This window comes from Phenylobacterium sp. (genome assembly GCF_035569475.1).
Taxonomy (GTDB): Bacteria; Pseudomonadota; Alphaproteobacteria; order Caulobacterales; family Caulobacteraceae; genus Phenylobacterium.
In genome coordinates this window covers 25,152-43,265 of record NZ_DATMNA010000020.1, presented here as the reverse complement: position 1 = coordinate 43,265, position 18,114 = coordinate 25,152, and the positions used below count along the sequence as shown (strand labels likewise).

Annotated in this window: 17 protein-coding genes; 10 read left to right on the top strand and 7 right to left on the bottom strand. The window is 70.6% G+C overall.

From position 1 onward, the window contains the following. The first annotated feature begins 107 nt into the window (after window positions 1-107). Complete coding sequence (locus tag VNW53_RS02985; protein WP_325553545.1) at window positions 108-740, top strand: response regulator transcription factor; 633 nt, start codon at window positions 108-110, stop codon at window positions 738-740. Window positions 741-755: 15 nt separating this feature from the next. Here VNW53_RS02985 and VNW53_RS02980 read toward each other — a convergent pair whose 3' ends face one another. Continuing rightward, window positions 756-2,351: a GMC family oxidoreductase gene (locus VNW53_RS02980; RefSeq protein ID WP_325553544.1), complete on the bottom strand. Its 1,596-nt coding sequence runs from the start codon at window positions 2,349-2,351 to the stop codon at window positions 756-758. Window positions 2,352-2,514: 163 nt separating this feature from the next. Here VNW53_RS02980 and VNW53_RS02975 point away from each other — a divergent pair, with 163 nt between their 5' ends. From VNW53_RS02975 to VNW53_RS02960, 4 genes are all read left to right on the top strand, one after another. After that, window positions 2,515-3,438, top strand: coding sequence for an alpha-L-glutamate ligase (locus tag VNW53_RS02975; RefSeq protein ID WP_325553543.1), 924 nt, complete (start codon window positions 2,515-2,517; stop codon window positions 3,436-3,438). Further along, window positions 3,438-4,448, top strand: coding sequence for an LLM class flavin-dependent oxidoreductase (locus VNW53_RS02970; RefSeq protein WP_325553542.1), 1,011 nt, complete (start codon window positions 3,438-3,440; stop codon window positions 4,446-4,448). Before VNW53_RS02975 ends, VNW53_RS02970 begins: the two co-directional genes overlap by 1 nt. A 207-nt stretch (window positions 4,449-4,655) precedes the next feature. After that, complete coding sequence (locus VNW53_RS02965) at window positions 4,656-4,895, top strand: antitoxin (protein WP_325553541.1); 240 nt, start codon at window positions 4,656-4,658, stop codon at window positions 4,893-4,895. Window positions 4,896-4,898: 3 nt separating this feature from the next. Further along, window positions 4,899-5,285 carry a PIN domain-containing protein gene (locus VNW53_RS02960; RefSeq protein ID WP_325553540.1) on the top strand — a complete coding sequence of 129 codons (387 nt, stop codon included), beginning with the start codon at window positions 4,899-4,901 and terminating at the stop codon, window positions 5,283-5,285. A 210-nt stretch (window positions 5,286-5,495) separates the two neighbouring features. On the opposite strand, the gene VNW53_RS02955 is transcribed toward VNW53_RS02960, so the two are convergent. After that, window positions 5,496-7,778, bottom strand: a complete 2,283-nt coding sequence (locus VNW53_RS02955) for an OPT family oligopeptide transporter (RefSeq protein WP_325553539.1) — start codon at window positions 7,776-7,778, stop codon at window positions 5,496-5,498. Between the two features lie 109 nt (window positions 7,779-7,887). Between VNW53_RS02955 and VNW53_RS02950 the strand changes: the two genes are divergently transcribed. Next, window positions 7,888-8,793: a hypothetical protein gene (locus VNW53_RS02950; RefSeq protein ID WP_325553538.1), complete on the top strand. Its 906-nt coding sequence runs from the start codon at window positions 7,888-7,890 to the stop codon at window positions 8,791-8,793. Here VNW53_RS02950 and VNW53_RS02945 read toward each other — a convergent pair. The 3 genes from VNW53_RS02945 to greA form a co-directional block, all read right to left on the bottom strand. Further along, window positions 8,790-9,377 carry a TMEM175 family protein gene (locus VNW53_RS02945; protein ID WP_325553536.1) on the bottom strand — a complete coding sequence of 196 codons (588 nt, stop codon included), beginning with the start codon at window positions 9,375-9,377 and terminating at the stop codon, window positions 8,790-8,792. The two genes, VNW53_RS02950 and VNW53_RS02945, sit on opposite strands and share 4 nt — an antisense overlap. Window positions 9,378-9,436: 59 nt before the next feature. Then, entirely contained in the window at window positions 9,437-10,498 is a 1,062-nt protein-coding gene (locus tag VNW53_RS02940; RefSeq protein ID WP_325553535.1) for a hypothetical protein, read from the bottom strand. An 84-nt stretch (window positions 10,499-10,582) separates the two neighbouring features. Continuing rightward, entirely contained in the window at window positions 10,583-11,062 is a 480-nt protein-coding gene (gene greA, locus VNW53_RS02935; RefSeq protein WP_325553534.1) for a transcription elongation factor GreA, read from the bottom strand. A 164-nt stretch (window positions 11,063-11,226) separates the two neighbouring features. On the opposite strand from greA, the gene VNW53_RS02930 reads away from it, so the two are divergent. The 4 genes from VNW53_RS02930 to VNW53_RS02915 all read left to right on the top strand — a co-directional run bounded on the left by VNW53_RS02930 (window position 11,227) and on the right by VNW53_RS02915 (window position 15,709). Further along, the gene (locus tag VNW53_RS02930) at window positions 11,227-13,311 is read left to right on the top strand and encodes an HAD-IIIC family phosphatase (protein WP_325553532.1); all 2,085 of its coding nucleotides are present in this window, start codon (window positions 11,227-11,229) and stop codon (window positions 13,309-13,311) included. Window positions 13,312-13,395: 84 nt separating this feature from the next. Beyond that, on the top strand, window positions 13,396-13,863 hold the full coding sequence (locus VNW53_RS02925) for a hypothetical protein (protein WP_325553531.1): 468 nt from the start codon (window positions 13,396-13,398) through the stop codon (window positions 13,861-13,863). 56 nt (window positions 13,864-13,919) lie between these two features. Beyond that, complete coding sequence (locus VNW53_RS02920) at window positions 13,920-14,108, top strand: DUF3008 family protein (RefSeq protein WP_325553530.1); 189 nt, start codon at window positions 13,920-13,922, stop codon at window positions 14,106-14,108. Window positions 14,109-14,206: 98 nt separating this feature from the next. Then, window positions 14,207-15,709 carry an amidase gene (locus VNW53_RS02915; protein WP_325553528.1) on the top strand — a complete coding sequence of 501 codons (1,503 nt, stop codon included), beginning with the start codon at window positions 14,207-14,209 and terminating at the stop codon, window positions 15,707-15,709. 116 nt (window positions 15,710-15,825) lie between these two features. On the opposite strand, the gene VNW53_RS02910 is transcribed toward VNW53_RS02915, so the two are convergent. Next, window positions 15,826-16,920, bottom strand: coding sequence for an acyl-CoA dehydrogenase family protein (locus tag VNW53_RS02910; protein ID WP_325553527.1), 1,095 nt, complete (start codon window positions 16,918-16,920; stop codon window positions 15,826-15,828). Window positions 16,921-16,924: 4 nt separating this feature from the next. Next, complete coding sequence (locus VNW53_RS02905; RefSeq protein ID WP_325553526.1) at window positions 16,925-18,103, bottom strand: acyl-CoA dehydrogenase family protein; 1,179 nt, start codon at window positions 18,101-18,103, stop codon at window positions 16,925-16,927. Between the last annotated feature and the right edge of the window lie 11 nt (window positions 18,104-18,114).

Sequence of the window (18,114 nt, the reverse complement as noted above, 5' to 3'; positions counted from 1 at the left end):
CCCTCGGGACGGTCCAATGGAGCGCTTTCAATTGCTCGAACGATCAGGCGCCGACCGCGGCGTCGATGGGATTGGCGGCCGCCTGCCCGCCGCCGGGATCCCGCGCCATGGATGACGCGCCCGCGACGGTGATCGTCATCGACGACGACGTCGGCCTGCGGGAGGCGCTGGGCAGCCTGCTGCGCTCGGTGGGCCTGCAGACGAGCCTGCACGGCTCGGTGTCGGAGTTCCTGGCGGCGGGGCGGCCGGACGGCCCAAGCTGCCTGGTGCTCGACGTGCGGTTGCCCGGCCAGGGTGGCCTCGATTTCCAGCGCGAGCTCACCAACGGGGGCATCTACCTGCCCATCGTGTTCATAACCGGCCACGGAGACATTCAGATGTCGGTCCAGGCGATGAAGGGCGGCGCCATCGAGTTCCTGACCAAGCCCTTTCGCGACCAGGACCTGCTCGACGCGATCCAGTCGGGCCTCGAACGGGACCGCAGCCATCGCCAGAAGGACGAAGCGATCGCACGGCTTCGCGACCGCTTCAGCTCGCTGACGCAACGCGAGCGCGAGGTGATGGCGCTGGTGGTCGCCGGGCGCCTCAACAAGCAGATCGCCGGCGATATCGGCGTCAGCGAGATCACGGTGAAGGTCCACCGCGGCAGCCTGATGAAGAAGATGGAAGCCGCATCCGTCGTCGACCTGGTGCTGATGGCGGAGAAGCTGCGGACCTCGGGCGAGGCGGCCCCGTCCTGAAGCCGGCCGCGGGCCTCAGCCGCCTGCGATCATCCGGGCGGCCTTCTCGGCGATAGCCATGGTGGGCGAGTTGGTGTTGCCCGACGTGATCGCCGGCATCACCGAGGCGTCGGCGATGCGCAGGCCCCCGACCCCGAAGACGCGCAGCCGCTCGTCCGCCACCGCCATCGGATCCGACGCCAGGCCCATCTTCGCCGTGCCCACCGGATGGAAGATGGTCGTGCCGAGCTCGCGGGCGGCCTGCAGCAGGTCGGCGTCGGACCGGGCGGCCTCGCCCGGGCGCTTCTCCTGCGGCGAGAAGCGCTGCATCGGCGGCTGCGCCATGATGCGGCGGGTCAGGCGCAGGGCGTCCACGGCCACCCGCTCGTCCTCGCGCGTCGACAGGTAGTTGGGCTGGATCCGCGGGGCCTGGGCCGGGTCCGGCGAGGCGGCATGGATCGACCCGCGGCTGGTCGGGCGCAGGTTGCAGACGCTGACGGTGATCGCCGGGAAGGGATGCAGCGCCGCGCCGAACTTCTCCAGCGACAGCGGCTGGACGTGGAACTGCAGGTTGGGGGTCGCCTGGTCGTCCGACGAGCGGGCGAAGGCGCCGAGCTGCGACGGGGCCATCGACATCGGCCCGCGCCGAAGCGCCGCGTATTCCAGCGCCATCAGCGGCCTGCGCCACCAGGAGGCGTAGAGGGCGTTCATGGTCGGCACGCCGCTGACCCCATAGTAGGGGCGCACCTGCAGGTGGTCCTGCAGGTTCTCGCCCACGCCCGGCAGGTGCTTCACCGTCTCGACGCCCAGCGCCGAAAGCCGCGCCCCGTCGCCGATTCCGGAAAGCTCCAAAAGCTGGGGCGTGGCGACTGCGCCGGCGGCCAGCACGACCTCGGCGTTGGCGCGCGCCTCGAAGGCCTGGCCGTCGCGGGTCCAGGTCACCCCCACCGCGCGGCCGGCCTCCACCAGGACGCGGCCAACCTGGGCCCCCGTCTCCAGCTTCAAGTTGGGGCGCCGCAGCACTGGCTTCAGGAAGCCCGTCGCCGCGCTCCAACGCACGCCGGCGCGCTGGTTCACCTGGAAGTAGCCGGTTCCGGCGTTGTCGCCGGTGTTGAAGTCGTCGACCTTGGGGATGCCGGCCAGGGCGGCGGCGTCGGCGAAAGCGTCGAGCACGGCCCAGCGCATGCGCGGATGCTCCACCCGCCACTCGCCGCCCGCCGCGTGCAGCGGCCCCGGCGCGATGTGGTCCTCCTGGGCCAGGAACAGCGGCAGCATGTCGTCCCAGCCCCAGCCGGTCAGGCCAAGCTGGCGCCAGCCGTCGTAGTCGGCGGCCTGGCCGCGCATGTAGATCATGGCGTTGATCGCCGAGGAGCCGCCGATCACCTTGCCGCGCGCATAGTGCAGCGTGCGGCCGCCCAGGCCCGGGATCGGGTCCGTCTGGTACATCCAGTCCGAACGCGGATTGCCGATGGTGAAGAGGTAGCCGACCGGAATGTGGAACCAGATCCAGTCGTCGCGCCCGCCGGCCTCCAGCAGCAGCACGCGCCGGCGCGGATCGGCCGACAGCCGGTTGGCGAGCACGCAGCCGGCCGAGCCACCGCCGACGATGATGTAGTCGAACGTCTCGGCCACCGGCCCTCCGCAGTTCGAGCCCCGCCGGCTCGGCGACCCCTGGCCTTCTTACACGGCCGGCTTCGTCGGGCGCAAAGCGGGGATGCCAAACGCCGCGCGGTGAACTATCTGGTCGCCTGACGCGGCGTGAGCGCCGCGCAGGAGCGTTCCGGAGTCCTTCGCCTTGGCCGACCTCGCCGTCTTCTACGAGCACCCGCAGTGGTTCGAAGCCCTGTTCGCCACCCTGGACCGCCGGGGCGTGGACTGGACCGCCGTGCCGATCCAGACCCACACCTTCGACCCGGCCGACACGGCCCTGCCGGCGCCGGTGATCCTGAACCGGCTCGCCATGTCCTCCTTCCTGCGCCAGGAGGAGCACGCCCTGTTCTACAGCCTGGCGGCGCTGGACCACTGGCAGACGCTGGGCGCCCGCGTGATCAACGGCCCCGGCGTCCTGGCCTACGACACCAACAAGGCCCGCCAGCTCAGCCTCTTCCGCAAGGCGGGCCTCGACATCCCCGCCACCCGCGTCGCCCACCGCCGCGAGGACGTGGTGCGGCTGGCGGCGGAGGTGGGCTATCCGGTGATGGTCAAGGTCAACGTCGGCGGCTCAGGCACGGGCATGATCCGCTACGACAGCGAGGACGAGCTGGCCGCCGCCGTGGCGGACAACCTGACCCCGGTCGGCGTCGACGGCGTGGCCCTGATCCAGGCCTACGTCCCGGCCCGCGACGCTCGCGTCATCCGCTGCGAGATGCTGGACGGCAAGCTGCTCTATGCGCTGGCGCTGGACGGCGCGGGCTCGACCTTCGACCTCTGTCCGGCGGACGTCTGCATGGTCGACAAGCCCACCATCACCATCAGCGCCTTCCAGCCGCCCGCCGACATCGTACGCGCCGTCGAGCGCGTGGCGGTGATGAGCGGCCTCGACGTGGGCGGCATCGAATACATGATCGACGACCGCGACGGGCGGGCGAGGTTCTACGACCTCAACGCCATGTCCAACTTCGTGGCCAAGCCGCTGGAGGTGCTGGGCTGGGACCCACATGACCGGCTGGTGGACTGGCTGCTCCCCTTGATCGCCGCACAACAGAAGGCTGCCGCTTGATGAGGTATGGGTTTTGGACCCCGGTCTTCGGCGGCTGGCTGCGCAATGTCCCCGACGAGCACATGGCCGCGACCTGGGACTACACAAAGCGCCTCTGCCAGCGGGCCGAGAAGATCGGCTACGACCTGACCCTGGTCGCCGAGCTCAACCTCAACGACATCAAGGGGACCGACCAGCCGGCGCTGGACGCCTGGTCGACGGCCGCGGCGCTGGCCGCCGTCACCGACACCCTTGAGCTGATGGTGGCGGTCCGCCCGAATTTCCACCACCCCGCCCTGCTGGCCAAGCAGGCGGCCAATATCGACAACATCTCGAACGGCCGTCTGGCGCTGAACGTGGTCTCCTCCTGGTGGGCGGAAGAGGCCACCAGCTACGGCCTGCAGTTCGACCAGCACGACGACCGCTATGGCCGCACGTCGGAGTGGCTGGACGTGGTCGACGGCCTGTGGCGCGAGCCCAAGTTCACCCACGACGGCGCCCGTTATCAGCTCAAGGACGCCATCTGCGAGCCGAAGCCGGTCCGCAAGCCCGTGGTCTACGCCGGCGGCGAGTCCGAGGCGGCCAAGACCCTGATCGCCAACCAGTGCGACGCCTATGTCATGCACGGCGATACCGTGGACGTGATCGCCGAGAAGATCGCCGACATGCGCGCTCGCCGCGCCGCCACCGGAAAGCCGCCCATGACCTTCGGCATGGCCGCCTACGCCATCGTCCGCGACACCGAGGCGGAGGCCAAGGCCGAGGTCGCCCGGATCACCACCCTGGACCCCAACGCCCCCGGCTTCGGCAACTACGACCAGTGGCTCTCCGGCACCCAGCTGGAGCGCGAGATGAAGATCGCGGAGTACTCCGTCTCCAACCGCGGCCTGCGCCCGGGCCTGATCGGCACGGCCGAGCAGATCAAGGAACGCGTCGCCGCCTACGAAGCCGCGGGGTTGGACCTGCTGCTGCTGCAGATGAGCCCGCAGTACGAGGAGATGGAGCGGTTCGCGGAGAAGGTGATCAACTGAGCTAGGCGGGGCCGCCCGCCCTACCTCCCCTGCGAAGCGGCGGGAGGTGGGGCGGTCTTGGGACACAATACCGAATTCACGCCCCTGCCGCTGACAGGCGCCAAACCTCTATGAGCCGGCTTGCGGGTTGAACGATCAGCTCACGCGCCGAGTCTTGTCCTCGACTCCTCGCAGCGTGTATATACACGTGATGACACGGAGGCTCCGATGACTGTTGTCGACAGCAGGACCTTTCGCAGCGGCAACAGCGAGGCCGTCCGGTTGCCGAAGGAGGTGGCCTTTGGCCGCGATGTCGAGGTGACCGTGGTGCGTTCCGGCGACGTGCTGACGATCTATCCGAAGAAGCCGCCGATGCGCGAGCTCATCGACCGTCTCCGGGCGCTTCCGAAACCCAGCAGCATCGAAGTGCGCGACGAAGAGGAATTGCCTGAACGCCCGGGCCTCTGACTCTTGGCCTACCTGCTGGACACCAACATCGTGATCCGTCTTCGCGACGGCGAGGCGGAGATCGAAGACCGCGTCGCGGCCCTGTCGACCTCGGCGGTCCTTTCGATCGTAACCCGTATCGAACTCGAAGGCGGCGCTCACCGCGATCCGGCGGACGCGCTCGCGCGACGCCTCAGGCTCGATGAGATTCTCGAGCGGATGCCTGTCCTCGCGTTCGGCGACGCAGACGCCGATGCCTACCGGGCGATCGTCGAGGCCGCCGGCTATTCGCGGCGCAAGCTCCTGGACCGGATGATCGCCGCCCAGGCGCTCGTTCACCGCGCCACGCTCGTCACCCAGAACCCGGCGGGCTTCCAGGACATTCCGGGCCTTGATCTGCTGGCCTGGTGAACGGCGGCGGATCCCTAGGGTCCCTACTCAATACCGCTCATCCCCGCGAAAGCGGGGACCCAGGCGTTTTGGGTCGCCGAGCCTGAACCGCAGAAATCCCTCCGGCCGCCCACAATACGGAAAAAACCTGGGTCCCCGCTTTCGCGGGGATGAGCGGATGTGAATTGAGGCAAGCTATTGATTTCTTTAGGACCCAATTGATTCTGGCCCCTAAACCTTCTTCACCGCCCCGGCCCGGAACAGCAGCGCCAGCAGGCCCAGGAACGGGAGGCAGGAGAGCAGGTCCGACCAGGGGCCGTTGAACACCGGATTGATCCCCTCCATCAGCTTGGTGATGTCGCGGTCGAAGTTCCCGAGCACCCCGGCCGAGAAGGCGATGCCGATGCCGGCGATGGCCCCGCCGGCGATGTAGCCGGAGGCCATCAGCACGCCGGGGCTGCGGTCGGACTGGGCCAGGAGCTCGGCCTCGGACAGGGTCTCGGCGTGCGCCAGGCCACGGCTGCGGCGGTCCACCAGCCAGCGCACGGCCCCGCCCACGAAGATCGGCAAGGACGAGGAGACCGGCAGGTAGACGCCGACCGCGAAGGCCAGCGACGGGATGGCGCACATCTCCAGCACCACGGCGATCATCACCCCCAGCAGCACCAGCGCCCAGGGCAATTGGCGGTTCAGGATACCCTTGATGATGTAGCTCATCAGGGTGGCCTTCGGCGCGTCGAACTTGGTCACCGTGGTGCCGTCGGGGCGCACCTTCACGTGGCCGTTGATGCCGGGGTCGACCAGATAGGCCGCCGTGCCGTCGGCCCGCACCAAGTAGCGCGTGGCCGCCCCGCCGGACGGATCGGCCTTCTGCCAGACATGGTAGGTCTGGCCGTCCTGGACGTGCTGCGGACCGATCAGGGCCTCGGCCGGCAGGCTGGCGACGGCCGCGGGCGGCACGACGGCCGGGCCGGCCGGCTGCGGCACATAGACGGTGGCCGCCTGGTTGAGCGACAGCAGGATGGGCCCCAGCGCGATGGCCGAGGCGAGCGCGCCGATCATGATCGCGATCTGCTGCGCGCGCGGCGTGGAGCCCACCAGGAAGCCGGTCTTCAGGTCCTGCGACGTCGACCCGCCGTTGGAGGCCGCGATGCAGACGATGCCGCCCACCGAAAGCGCGGTGACGTAGTAGGTCGGGCCCGTCCAGCCCAGCAGGAGGAAGATCAGGCAGGTAAGCAGCAGCGTCGCCACCGTCATGCCGCTGATCGGGTTGGACGAGGAGCCGAGCTCGCCGGTGAGCCGCGAGGACACCGTCACGAACAGGAAGCCGAACAGCACGATCAGGAGGGCGCCGGCGATGTTCATCCGCAGCGAGTGCGCCATCAGGATGGCCGCGATCAGCACCACGATGCCCAGCGCCACCCACTTCAGCGACAGGTCCTGGTCGGTGCGGGGGACGGCGACCGCGCCCGCCGCCGGGTCGGGGCGAATGCCGAAGTCGCTCAGGCCCGCCTTCAGGCTGCGCCAGATGGTGGGCATGGCCCGCGCCAGGCTGATCAGCCCGCCCGCGGTCACCGCGCCCGCGCCGATGTAGAGGATGTAGGCGCTGCGGATGTCGCCCGGCGACATGGCGCTGATCAGGGTCTTGCCCGGCGGAATGATCCCCGTCGCGGCCGCGCCGAAGAACTGGATCGCCGGGATCAGCACCATGTAGGCCAGCACCCCGCCGGCCGCCATGGTGGCGGCGATCCGCGGGCCGATGATGTAGCCCACGCCCAGCAGCTCCGGCGAAATCTCCGCGGCGATCGAGGCCTTGGCGAGCGGCGCGCCGAAGATGTGCTCAGGCGTATCCTTCCAGAGTTTGAAGACGCCCTCGGCCAGCTTGTAGACCAGGCCCAGGCCGAAGCCCGCGACGATGGTCCGCGCGCCGGCGGAGACCTCCGCCTCGGTCTGCGCCTGGCTGGCCTCCATGCCCATCTCGTGCTCTTCGCGGGTGGCGCCGGCCTTCAGCACCTCGGCGCAGGCGGTGCCTTCGGGATATTTCAGGATCCCATGCTGCTCGACGATCAGGGCGCGGCGCAGCGGGATCATCATCAGGATGCCCAGGAGGCCGCCCAGCACCGCCACCAGCATCACGTGGGCGATCTCCATGTCGAAGCCCAGGATCATGATCGCCGGCATGGTGACGCCGAGGCCGAAGGCGATGGACTCGCCCGCCGACCCGGCGGTCTGCACGATGTTGTTCTGCAGGATCGAGGCCTTGGCGATGCCCAGCCGCTGCAGCAGGCGGAACAGCGTGATCGAGATCACCGCCACCGGAATCGAGGCCGAGACCGTCAGGCCCACCTTCAGGACCAGGTAGAGCGACGAGGCCCCGAAGATCACCCCCAGGATGGCGCCGGTGACCACGTGCAGGACGGTCAGCTCGGGAAGGTTGGCGCTGGCCGGAATGAACGGCCGGAAGGCGGGCTTGGCCGGCTTCAGCGAAGCGGGCTTCAGGGTGGTGTCGGTCACTCAGGCTCTCCGCGGCGAGCGCAGACTAGACCATGGCCCGAAGAACGCCGCTAGACCGTCTTCGCCGGGCCACCACACCCCCTTAACCTGTGCCCTGCAGGATGGCCGCGTGATCGCCTCGGCCAAGCCATCCCTTGCCGCCGGGGCGCAGGTCCTGACGACGGCGGCTGCGTCGAACGCCGGCGCCACGGCGAGCACCGACACGTCGAAGGCTTACCAGGCGCGGCAGGCCGACAAGCTGCAGCAGGCCGAGAGCGCGCTCACGATCCTGAAGGGCCTTCGCTCCGCCTCCAACGCCGCGTCGGCGGACATGGCCAAGCAGAAGCTCGACGCCCTGAAACAGCGCCTGAAGACGCTGATGATGTTCGGCGGCGATCCCAAGGAGGTCGCCAAGGAAGCGGCCCAGATCGCCAAGGAGATCGGGCAGGCGGCCAAGGACTATGCCGACGTCATGGGCGGCGGCTCCGACGCGCAGCCCGCGGCCACCTCGGCCGCCGCCGACGCCTCCGCCGCGTCGAACCAGGCGACGGCCAGCGCCGCTGCGGCGGTGGACGGCGGACAGAACGCCGCGGCTCCCGCGACGGCCTCTGCCGGCGATGCGCCGGCTGTCGCGCCGTTGGCGGCGTCGCGTCCGACAGCGGCCTCCCCTTCAGCGTCGGGCGCGACATCCCCCGACCCGGCCAAGGCCGATCCCGCCTCGCCCGCGAAGACAGCCGACACGCCCGCATCCGCCGGAGCGCGCCCCTCGGGCCCCGACCCGGTCATCGAAGAGGCCAAGCGACTGGCGGCCCAGGCCAAGGCGATCCTCAAGGCCGCCATCGCCAAGGCGAAGCTGCAGCATGCCAGTCCCGCCGAGCTGCAGGACGACCAGAACAAGATGAGCGCCGCTGAACAGGCGATCCGCGATGCGGAAAAGGCGCTGGGCGCGAACGACGCGACGGCCGGCTATTCCGCCGCGGGCCAGGCCGTCGCGCCCCCCGCGGCCGCCGCCCCTTCGGTCTCCGTTCAGGCCTAGGCGGGCTTTGCCGCGCGGCTGCGGAACAGCCGTTCGGCGGCCGGGGTGACGCCGTTGAGCGCGAAAGCCAGGCAGGCCCAGGCGGTGTGCAGGAAGCTCAGGCCCACCACCAGGGCGGCCGACACGAGGAACACCGCCAGGCTCACCGACCCGTCGCCGAGTTGCGCCCGCTCGGCCCGCGGCAGGGAGGCGGAAAGCCGCCAGGCGCAGATCGCCATGCCTGTGAGGTTGGCCGTATAGAGCCAGATGCTCGGCGGCAGCGAGGCGTAGCGGCCCAGGACCATGGTGGAGAACGGCACCAGGGTGACCAGCAGCAGATAGGCCAGGCCCCAGTTCACCACGCGGCGGCTGACCTCCCCGTGGCTCGACCGCCCCTTGATCAGCTCGCGCCACCGCACGCCCAGGACCGCGAAGCTCAGCACATAGGGCCAGAACTTGGGCGAGAGGCCATAGAGCTGGTCGATCAGCGCCTGGGCGGTTTGCGGGTCCGCCCCTTCCGGCAACCGGACCTCCAGCACCAGCAGGGTCATGGCCACGGCGAAGACCCCGTCGGTCAGGCTGTCGAGGCGGTGACGCGGAAACATGGCGCCACCTTGCGACGCTTCGGGTCCGCTCGCCAAGCCGCGCACGGACCCGGACGCGCCTACCCGCCCTTGGCGACCTTGCCGCCGGGCGCGGCCACCATCAGCTTGATGATCGCCTCGGTGACGTGCGGCTCCAGGCCCTCGGTATGGCCCTTGTCGAGGCGCTCGACGTCGGCGACCACGCGGCCGCCCTGGCACTTGGGATAGACCCAGACGTGGGCCGTGCCCGGCCGCGCCTTCATCCCCCAGACCGGATAGCCCTGGCGGGCGTAGTCCCAGACATAGCCCGGCTGGTCGTCCACCACGTCCTTTTCCTCGACGCGGGCGGCGCAGGCCCACTGGTCGGCCAGGGGCGAGGTGGCCGGCAGGCTGACGATCTCATGCTCGCCGGTCTCGAAGATGTGGCTGAACTGGCAGGCGGGCAGGTTCGCCCCGCCCAGCAGGCCGCCGCCCGGCGGACGCGGATCGGGCGGCGAGCCGTCCGGCTTCGGCGGGCCGAAGCGCGGGTTGATCTCGGCGCGTCCGACGCGGCCGCCGGAGAGGCTCAGGAGGCCGTCGACCTTGTCCTTGAAGAAGTCGGAGCAGACGATGCGATGCGAGGTCATCCCGCCCTGGCTGTGGCCGGCCAGCCAGAAGGCCTTGATGTTCTGCCTGCCGAAGGCGTCGAAGACCAGGTTGGTGATGTTCTGCAGGTGGGCGTCGTCGGCGTCCGCCACCCAGACCCGCACGCCGGGTTGGCCCGGAACGCGCGCCGGCGAGGTCGCCGCGGTCGGCGTCGCCACCACCAGCTTGTACTTGTCCTTGTAGTCCATGGCCGGGAAGTAGTGGCGCTGCCACTCGCCGATCGAGCCGGCCCCGTGGATGTTGAGGATGAAGACGACCTTGTCCCCGGGCTTCAGGTCGCAGGGGTAGTCGAGCCAGAACTTGCGGCCGGTCTTGGGGTCGGTGGCGTTGCCGGGGTCGGCCAGCAGCGCCTGGCAGGCGTCGCCCGAGCAGTGCGCCGGCGGCGGGCTCTTGCAGGCCACGCCCAGCATATCCTTGGCGCTGGCGGAGCCGGCGGCGCAGAGCGCGGCGAGGCCGGCGAGCCCCGCAAGCAGTGTCGATCCGATCGTGCGATTCATAGTCTTCCCTCCCGGCCCCGCGCCCATGCCGGCGTCTAGGCAGGTCAGACTATCAATCGCAAAGAGGGCTGGCGAGCCGCCCGTTCAGCGGACGGCCACCACCTCGACCTCGGCGCCGTTGACGGCGACGGTATCGCCGGGCGCCTTGCCCAGCAGGGCCCGCGCCAGGGGCGAGACGTAGGAGACGCTGCCCTTGGCCGGGTCGGCCTCGTCCTCGCCGACGATGCGGAAGGCCTGGCGCCGGCCGTCCTCGCGCTCGATCTCCACCGTTCCCCCGAACTGCACCCTGCCCGCCTGCGGCTCCGGCTCGGTCAGTTGGGCGCTGGCGCGGCGCGCCGACCAGTAGCGCAGGTCGCGGGTGGCCCGGGCCATGGCGGTGCGGTCGGCGCTGATGCCGCCCTCGGCCTGGGCCGCCGCATAGGCCGCCCGTGCGCTCGCCAGATCGGCGTCGATGGCGGCCAGGCCGCTGGCGGTCACCAGGTTCGGATGCGTCGAGACCGGCCGGTCCGGCAGGTTCGCCGCCTGGGCCTCGTAGTCTTCCTCGCGGGTGAAGGCGACGGCCATGCCCCAGACTTAGGGCTCGCAGGCGTGAAGCGAAAGGGCCGGGGCGCCGAAGGCTACCGGACGCCGTTGGCGCGGGGTGCGGATTACTTCAGACTCGCTAGGCGATCGGTAACCAACGGCGCCGATCTTCGGACCGCCGCCCCGCCCGCCCGGAACCGCCCCCGATGATCCTGCGCCTTTCGCAATTCGCACACCTGCTGCCGGTGGCCGACGGGCGGGTGCTGGTGATCCATGCCGCGAGCCAGATGCGGCTGGTCGTCGACCGCGAGCTGGCCGAGATGATCGCGTTCTTCCGCGAGCCGCGCGACCTGGGCCCCGAGGCCGACGTCGGGTCCTTCACGGCGTTGATCGAGCGCCAGATCCTGACCGACAAGACGCCGCAGGAGGAGCTGGCGGAGCTCACCGGCGAGCTGGGCGCCTATTACGGGCGCGATCCGGTCGAGGCGCTCGACCGGCTGCGGCGCGGGGCGAAGGAGGGCGGCGAGGCCTATTGGTCGGCGGGCGCGGCGCTGAGCGCGGCGGACCTGCAGCCGGGCGCCCGGCGGCTGGACGTGCTGCTGTTCGGCGACTGCGACATCCAGATGGAGGCCGACTTCCTGCGCCGCGAGGCCGCCGGACGCGGCCTCGACCTGCGGGTCGCCGCGACCTTCCCCGACGACCATCGCCTCGCGGCCGAGCGCAAGCACGACGCGATCATCATCGGCGCGCTCGCCGCGCGCCATGCGATCACCGATCCCCTGCGGCCCGACGACTCCGCACCGCCCTGCGCGCCCTACATCGCCGAGGCCCGCGGGATCATCGAGGGCCTGCGCGCCCACACCGCCGCGCCGATCCTGCTGGATAACCTGCCCGAGCCTACGGTCCAGCCCTTGGGCATGGCGGACCGCGGCGGCTACAGCCATCGCAACCGCTTCCGCCTGGCCAACATCCTGCTGTCGGACCTCGCCGAGAATTACCCGGACGTGCACGTCGTCGACGTCGCCGCGACCCTGGGCGGGATCGGCGCCGAGCGCCTGCTGGACGACGGCCAGGTCGGCTACACCCACTTCGGATCGCCGGGCTGGATGCTGCAGCGGACGCCCGACGAGATGGCCGCCGTCCACGGGATCTTCCCCGACGTCGCGCCCTTGGCCCAGGCCGTCGGCGGCGACCCCTACGGCCGCGAGGCGGCGATGGCCAAGGCCCATGTGGACGCCCTGCAGGTCGTCACCGGCCTGGACCGGAAGAAGTGCGTCATCGTCGATCTGGACGGGGTGCTGTGGCCGGGCGTCCTGGCCGAGACGGGCGCCCCCTTCGCCTGGTCGCCGGAGGTCAGCGGGCCGTTCTCCTACATCGGGCTGTTCTTCGGCCTGCACGAAGCCCTGCTCAGCCTCAAGCAGCGCGGGATCCTGCTGGCCTGCGTCAGCAAGAACGACGAAGCCACCGTCCGCGAACTCTGGAAGTACGAGGACCATTATCCGCGCGAGCGGCTGCTGACCCCCGACGATTTCGTCACCTGGCGGGTCAACTGGGACAACAAGGTCGACAACATCCGCTCGATCGCCGACGAGCTCGGCTTCGCGGCGGAAGCCTTCCTGTTCATCGACGACAATCCGGTGGAGCGCGAAAACGTCCGCCAGCGGCTGCCCGAGGTCGAGGTCTGGGGCGACGAACTCTTCAGCCTGCGCCGCCGCCTGCTCAACGATCCCCGCCTCCAGGCCCCGCGGGTCAGCGAGGAGTCGGCCCAGCGCACCGCGCTCACCCAGGCCCAGCTCAGCCGCCAGCGCACCCGGGCCGACGCCGCCGACGAGCAGGCGTTCGTCGCCTCGCTCGACGTGCGGACCGAGATCGTCCGGCTGGAGCCCGGCGCACGCCTGGACCGCATCGAGGAGTTGTTCCAGCGCACCACCCAGTTCAACGCCACCGGCGCGAAGTTCTCCCAGGCCAACCTGGACGCCCTCATCCGCCGGGCCGACGCCGAGGTGTTCGCCATCCAGGTCTCCGACCGCTTCGGCGACCACGGGCTGGTCGGCGCCGCGGTGATCGAAGGCGACGAGATCACCGCCTTCGCCCTGAGCTGCCGGGTGCTCGGCCTCGGCGTGGAGCACCGGTTCCTGCAGCACGTCGTGCAAGCCCTCAGCCCGGATCGCGCGGCGCTGACCGCGCGGATCGTCGAGACCTCGCGCAACACGCCGGTGCGAAACCTCTACCGCGACAACGGCTTCGAGCCGGTCGGCGAGAACGTCTGGCGCCGCAGCCTGACGGCCTGAGGGTTCCGCCGGCCCGTGGCCCAGCCCCTGGCAACGGTCAAGCCTGCAATCGCGCCGCAATCCACGGCCGGTATCGAGGGCGCCATGAAACAGACGCTCGCCCTGATCCTGCTCTTCGCCATCGCCGCCGGCGCGGCCGCGGCGGCCCCGCCCCAGCCCGACTATCACCCCAGCATGGGCGACCTGATGACCATGGCGGTGCAGCCGCGCCACACCAAACTCGGCCTGGCCGGCCAGGCCCACAACTGGACCTACGCGGCCTATGAATCGAGCGAGCTGCGGCATGCCTTCGACCGCGTCGCCAAGACCATCCCGGTCTACCGCGACAACGACATCGCCGGCGCCGCCCAGCAGAACATGAAGGCGCCGCTGGACGCCCTCGACGCGGCGATCAAGGCGCGCAACGCCGCAGCCTTCGCGATGGCCTACGGCAAGGTCACCAAGGGCTGCAACGCCTGCCACCAGAGCAACGCCCACCCCGAGGTGGTGATCAAGTCACCCGCGGCGAACGCCTATCCCGACCAGGATTTCCGCCCGCGTCCTGGCAAATAGGGAAACCGCCGCCAGGGCTCCGAGTTGAACGGGGACCACACCCAAGGGAGGTCCCCATGCCCGCCAAGTCCGCCGCCCAGCAGAAGGCCGCCGGCGCCGCGCTCTCCGCCAAGCGCGGCGACACGCCCAAATCCAAGCTTCAGGGCGCGTCCAGGTCGATGATGTCGATGAGCGAGGCCGAGCTGGAGAAGATGGCCCACACCAAGCGCAAGGGAAAACCCGAGCACGTGGCCAAGGGCCGGTAGATCAATCTCCCTTCCCATGACTAGGAAGGGGGACCATCGGCCGGCCTAGGCGACCGCCGGGCATTGCGCGCCCACGTCGTGGCGCTCAAGCTCGGGGGATGACTCGCATCACCCGCCGCGCGCTGGCCGCCGTCCCCCTGGCCCTGGCCGCCACGCGCGCGGTCGCAGCGCCCAAGCCGCCGCCGGTCGCCCCGGCGCCCGTCTCGCCCTGGCCCGACGCCACCGAGACCGCCGCCCGCGTCCGCCGCGGCGAGGTGTCCGCCGCCGAGGTCGTCGAGGCAGCCATCGCCCGCGCCGAGGCGTTGCAGGGCACGCTCAACGTCATCGTCAACTCGGACTTCGACCGCGCACTCGCCAAGGCCCGCGCCGGGACGCCGGCCGGGCCGTTTGGCGGCGTGCCGTTCCTGGTCAAGGACCTGGTCGACTACCGCGGCCTGCCGACCCGCAGCGGCTCGCAATCGGGCCGCTACGCCCCGATCGCCACCAACCAGGCGCCGAATTGCGACGCCTTCGACCGTGCCGGCTTCGTCACCCTGGGCAAGTCGGCGACGCCGGAGTTCGGCTTTCTGCCGACCACCGAGCCGGTGGCCACAGGCGTGACCCGCAATCCGTGGGACCTGACGCGTTCCTCGGGCGGCTCCTCGGGCGGGTCGTCGGTGGCAGTCGCCGCGGGCATCGTGCCGGTCGCCCACGCGACCGACGGCGGCGGCTCGATCCGCATCCCGGCCTCGCACTGCGGGCTCTTCGGCCTGAAGCCGTCGCGCGGGCGGATCGTCGACTTCGAGGGCAAGGCCGGGATCACCGACGTTGGCGTCGAACACGTCGTCTCGCGCACCGTGCGCGACTCGGCCGCCCTGTTCGCGCTCACCGAGGACACCGCGCTTCGGGCCAGCTTCCCGCCGGTCGGGCTGGTGAGCGGCCCCGCGAAGCGTCGCCTGCGCGTCGGGGTCCTGCTGGAGAACGGCCTGGGCCACAGCCCGACGCCGGAGGTGGTGGCGGCCACCGACCACGCGACGAAGCTGGTCGCCGGCCTGGGCCACCGGATCGACTACACCCACCTGCCCTACGACGGCGGCCAGTTCATCCAGGACTTCCTGCTGCTCTGGGCCAACGGCGCCCTGGGCTTCGCCAACCGGCTGGCCCCGGTCCTGGGCCGCGCCCCGGACGCCCGCGACCTCGAGGCCTTCAGCCTCGGCCTCGTCGAGATGGCGCGCAGGGCCGGCCCCCAGGCGTTCGGCGCGGCGCTGCAGCGCCTGGGCGCCAATGCGCTTGCCTACGACACCTGGTTCCCGGCGCACCAGTTCGACGTGGTCCTGTCGCCGGTGCTGTCGTCCGGCCCACCCCGGCTCGGCGAGGTGGGGCCGCTGGTTCCGTTCGACAGCCTGATCGGACGCCTCACCGAGTACGTGGGCTACACCCCGATCCACAACCTGGCCGGGGCGCCGGCCATGAGCGTGCCGCTCTACTGGACCGAGGCCGGCCTGCCGATCGGGACCATGTTCGCCGCCCGCGCCGGCAATGAGCGCATGCTGTTCGAGCTGGCCTACGAGCTGGAAGCCGCCAGCCCCTGGGCCCAGCGCATCCCGCCGGTGCGCGTTTAGAGTTCCTCCCCTCCGGGGAAGTGGCGCGAAGCGCCGGAGGAGGTCCGCTCAGACGCCGCTGAGGGCCCCTCAGTCAGCTTCGCTGACAGCTCCCCCGAAGGGGAGCAACTTCGCGCTCAGGCCGCCAGTCCCTGGATCCGCGCGGCGATCTCGCGGACGCGCTCCGGGCCGCCGAGCAGTTGGCGGTTGAGCCCCAGGCGCTTGAACCAGAAGTGCAGGCCGAGCAGGTCGGTGATGCCCATGCCGCCATGCACCTCGGTGGCGGTGCGGGCCACGAAGCGCCCGACCTCCGAGGTCAGCGCCTTGGCGTGGGCGGCCATCAGCGAGGTCTCGCCAGAGACTCCTGGGGGCGCCGCGTCGAAGGCGTAGGCCGCGTACCAGACCAGCGAGCGGCAGGGCTCCAGCTCGGCCGCCATCTCGGCGCACATGTGCTTCACCGCCTGGAACGAGCCGATCACCCGGTCGAACTGCCGCCGCTCCTTGGCGTAGGCCACCGCCTTGTCCAGCATGACCTGGGCCGCGCCCAGGCTATCGGCGGCCACCAGCACCCAGCCCGCATCGCGCAGAGCGGCAAGCAGCTCGGGGCCGCCAGCCAAGGCTTCGGCCTCCACGTCGTCGAAGCCGAGTTCCGCGAGCCGGCGCGTCTCATCGATGCCGGGCATCAGGCTGCGCGTCAGCCCGGCGGCGTCGCCCTTCACCAGATGCAGGCCGCCGGCGGTGTCCGCGACGATCAGCAGGCCCGCCGCCATGCCGCCCGGCACGAACAGCGCCTTGCCGCTGAGCTTGCCGCCCGCCACCGTGACGCCCGCGCCGTCCCGCGCGCCGGCGATCGGCTCCGAGATCGCCGCGGCCGCCATCACCTCTCCGGACGCCATCTTCGGCAGCCAGAGCGCCTGCTGTTCCGCCGAACCGCCGCGCAACAGCGCGATGGGCCCGAGCACGACGCCCATGAACGGCACCGGCGCGATGGCCGCGCCCAGGGCTTCCGACGCCAAGGCCGCGTCGAGCATCGCCAGGCCGAGGCCGCCGTGCTCTTCCGGGACCACGATCCCCGCCAGGCCGAACTCGACGAGCGCCTGCCAGATATCGCCGCCCCGGTCCTTCAGGTCGCCGGCGAACTTGCGCACGCGCTCCAGGCCGCTGGCCTGCTCAAGCGTCCTGGCCAAGCCTTCCTGCATCAGCCGCTGGTCCTGGGTGAGGGCGAAATCCATCGCCTCAGGCCGCCGCCGGCTTGGGTTCGCGCGGCAGGCCCAGGCCGCGCTCGGAGATGATGTTCTTCTGGATCTGCGCCGTCCCGCCGCCGATGATCAGGCCCAGGTCGAACATGTAGTTCCATTGCCAGCGGCCCTTGGCGCGCAGGTGCGGCCCGTCCGTATAGAGGATGCCGAGTTCGCCCAGGGCGTCGATGGCCAGCGCCGCCAGCTGGTGGTTCAGCTCGCAGCCCTGCAGCTTGACGATCAGCCCGGCCAGGCCCGCCGGCTCCTGGGTGAGCTGGGCGGTCAGCAGCCGCAGCCCGTTGAACTTCATGGCCAGCACCCGGCCCTGGAGCTGCATCAGCCGGTCGCGGAAGACCGGGTTGTCGATGATCCGCTGGCCGTCGACCGTCTCGGATTTCATCAGCTCGATCAGGGCGCCCAGGCGGGCTTCCGTGGCGTTCGGATCGCCCAGCATGCCGCGCTCGTGCTTGAGCGTCGTGTTGGCCACGAACCATCCGCGCCCGCGGCCGCCCACCACCTGGTCCTGCGGCACGCGGACGTCGGTGAAGAACACCTCGTTGAACTCCGACCCTCCCGTCATGGTCTTCAGCGGCCGGACCTCGACGCCGGGCGCATCCATCGGGATCAGGACGTAGGAGATGCCCTCGTGCTTGGCGGCCTTGGGCTCCGTGCGGACCAGGGCGAACATCATCTGCGCCATGTGGGCCGTGCTCGTCCAGATCTTGGATCCGGAGATTATGAAGTCTTTTCCGTCCTCTACGGCCTTTGTCTGAAGGTTCGCGAGATCCGATCCCGCGCCCGGCTCCGAATAGCCCTGGCACCAGACGATCTCGCCTCTCAGCGTCGGCTCGATCCAGCGCTTCTTCTGCGCCTCGGAACCCACCTCCAGCAGGGTCGGGACCAGCATGGAGACGCCCTGGTTGGCGATGCCGCGCGGGGCGGCCGCGGCGATGAACTCCTCGGCGATGATCCGCGACTTCAGGATGTCGGGCTCCACGCCATAGCCGCCGTATTCGCGCGGAATGGTTCGGGCCGCGTAGCCGTTGGCGATCAACAGTTGCTGCCAGGCCTTCGGGTCCTTGGGCGCGCCGGCGGCGTAGTCGTCGCTGTGGGCGGCCAGGAAGGCCCTCACCTCGCCGCGGAACGCCGCCATCTCGGGCGTTTCGTTCAGGTCCATGTCGTCGCTCC

Coding starts and splice junctions, on each gene's coding strand:
- VNW53_RS02985 (WP_325553545.1), top strand. CDS start 108: ATGGATGACGCGCCCGCGACGGTGATCGTCATCGACGACGACGTCGGC.
- VNW53_RS02970 (WP_325553542.1), top strand. CDS start 3,438: ATGAGGTATGGGTTTTGGACCCCGGTCTTCGGCGGCTGGCTGCGCAAT.
- VNW53_RS02965 (WP_325553541.1), top strand. CDS start 4,656: ATGACTGTTGTCGACAGCAGGACCTTTCGCAGCGGCAACAGCGAGGCC.
- VNW53_RS02945 (WP_325553536.1), bottom strand. CDS start 9,377: ATGTTTCCGCGTCACCGCCTCGACAGCCTGACCGACGGGGTCTTCGCC.
- VNW53_RS02940 (WP_325553535.1), bottom strand. CDS start 10,498: ATGAATCGCACGATCGGATCGACACTGCTTGCGGGGCTCGCCGGCCTC.
- greA (WP_325553534.1), bottom strand. CDS start 11,062: ATGGCCGTCGCCTTCACCCGCGAGGAAGACTACGAGGCCCAGGCGGCG.
- VNW53_RS02930 (WP_325553532.1), top strand. CDS start 11,227: ATGATCCTGCGCCTTTCGCAATTCGCACACCTGCTGCCGGTGGCCGAC.
- VNW53_RS02925 (WP_325553531.1), top strand. CDS start 13,396: ATGAAACAGACGCTCGCCCTGATCCTGCTCTTCGCCATCGCCGCCGGC.
- VNW53_RS02920 (WP_325553530.1), top strand. CDS start 13,920: ATGCCCGCCAAGTCCGCCGCCCAGCAGAAGGCCGCCGGCGCCGCGCTC.
- VNW53_RS02915 (WP_325553528.1), top strand. CDS start 14,207: ATGACTCGCATCACCCGCCGCGCGCTGGCCGCCGTCCCCCTGGCCCTG.
- VNW53_RS02910 (WP_325553527.1), bottom strand. CDS start 16,920: ATGGATTTCGCCCTCACCCAGGACCAGCGGCTGATGCAGGAAGGCTTG.
- VNW53_RS02905 (WP_325553526.1), bottom strand. CDS start 18,103: ATGGACCTGAACGAAACGCCCGAGATGGCGGCGTTCCGCGGCGAGGTG.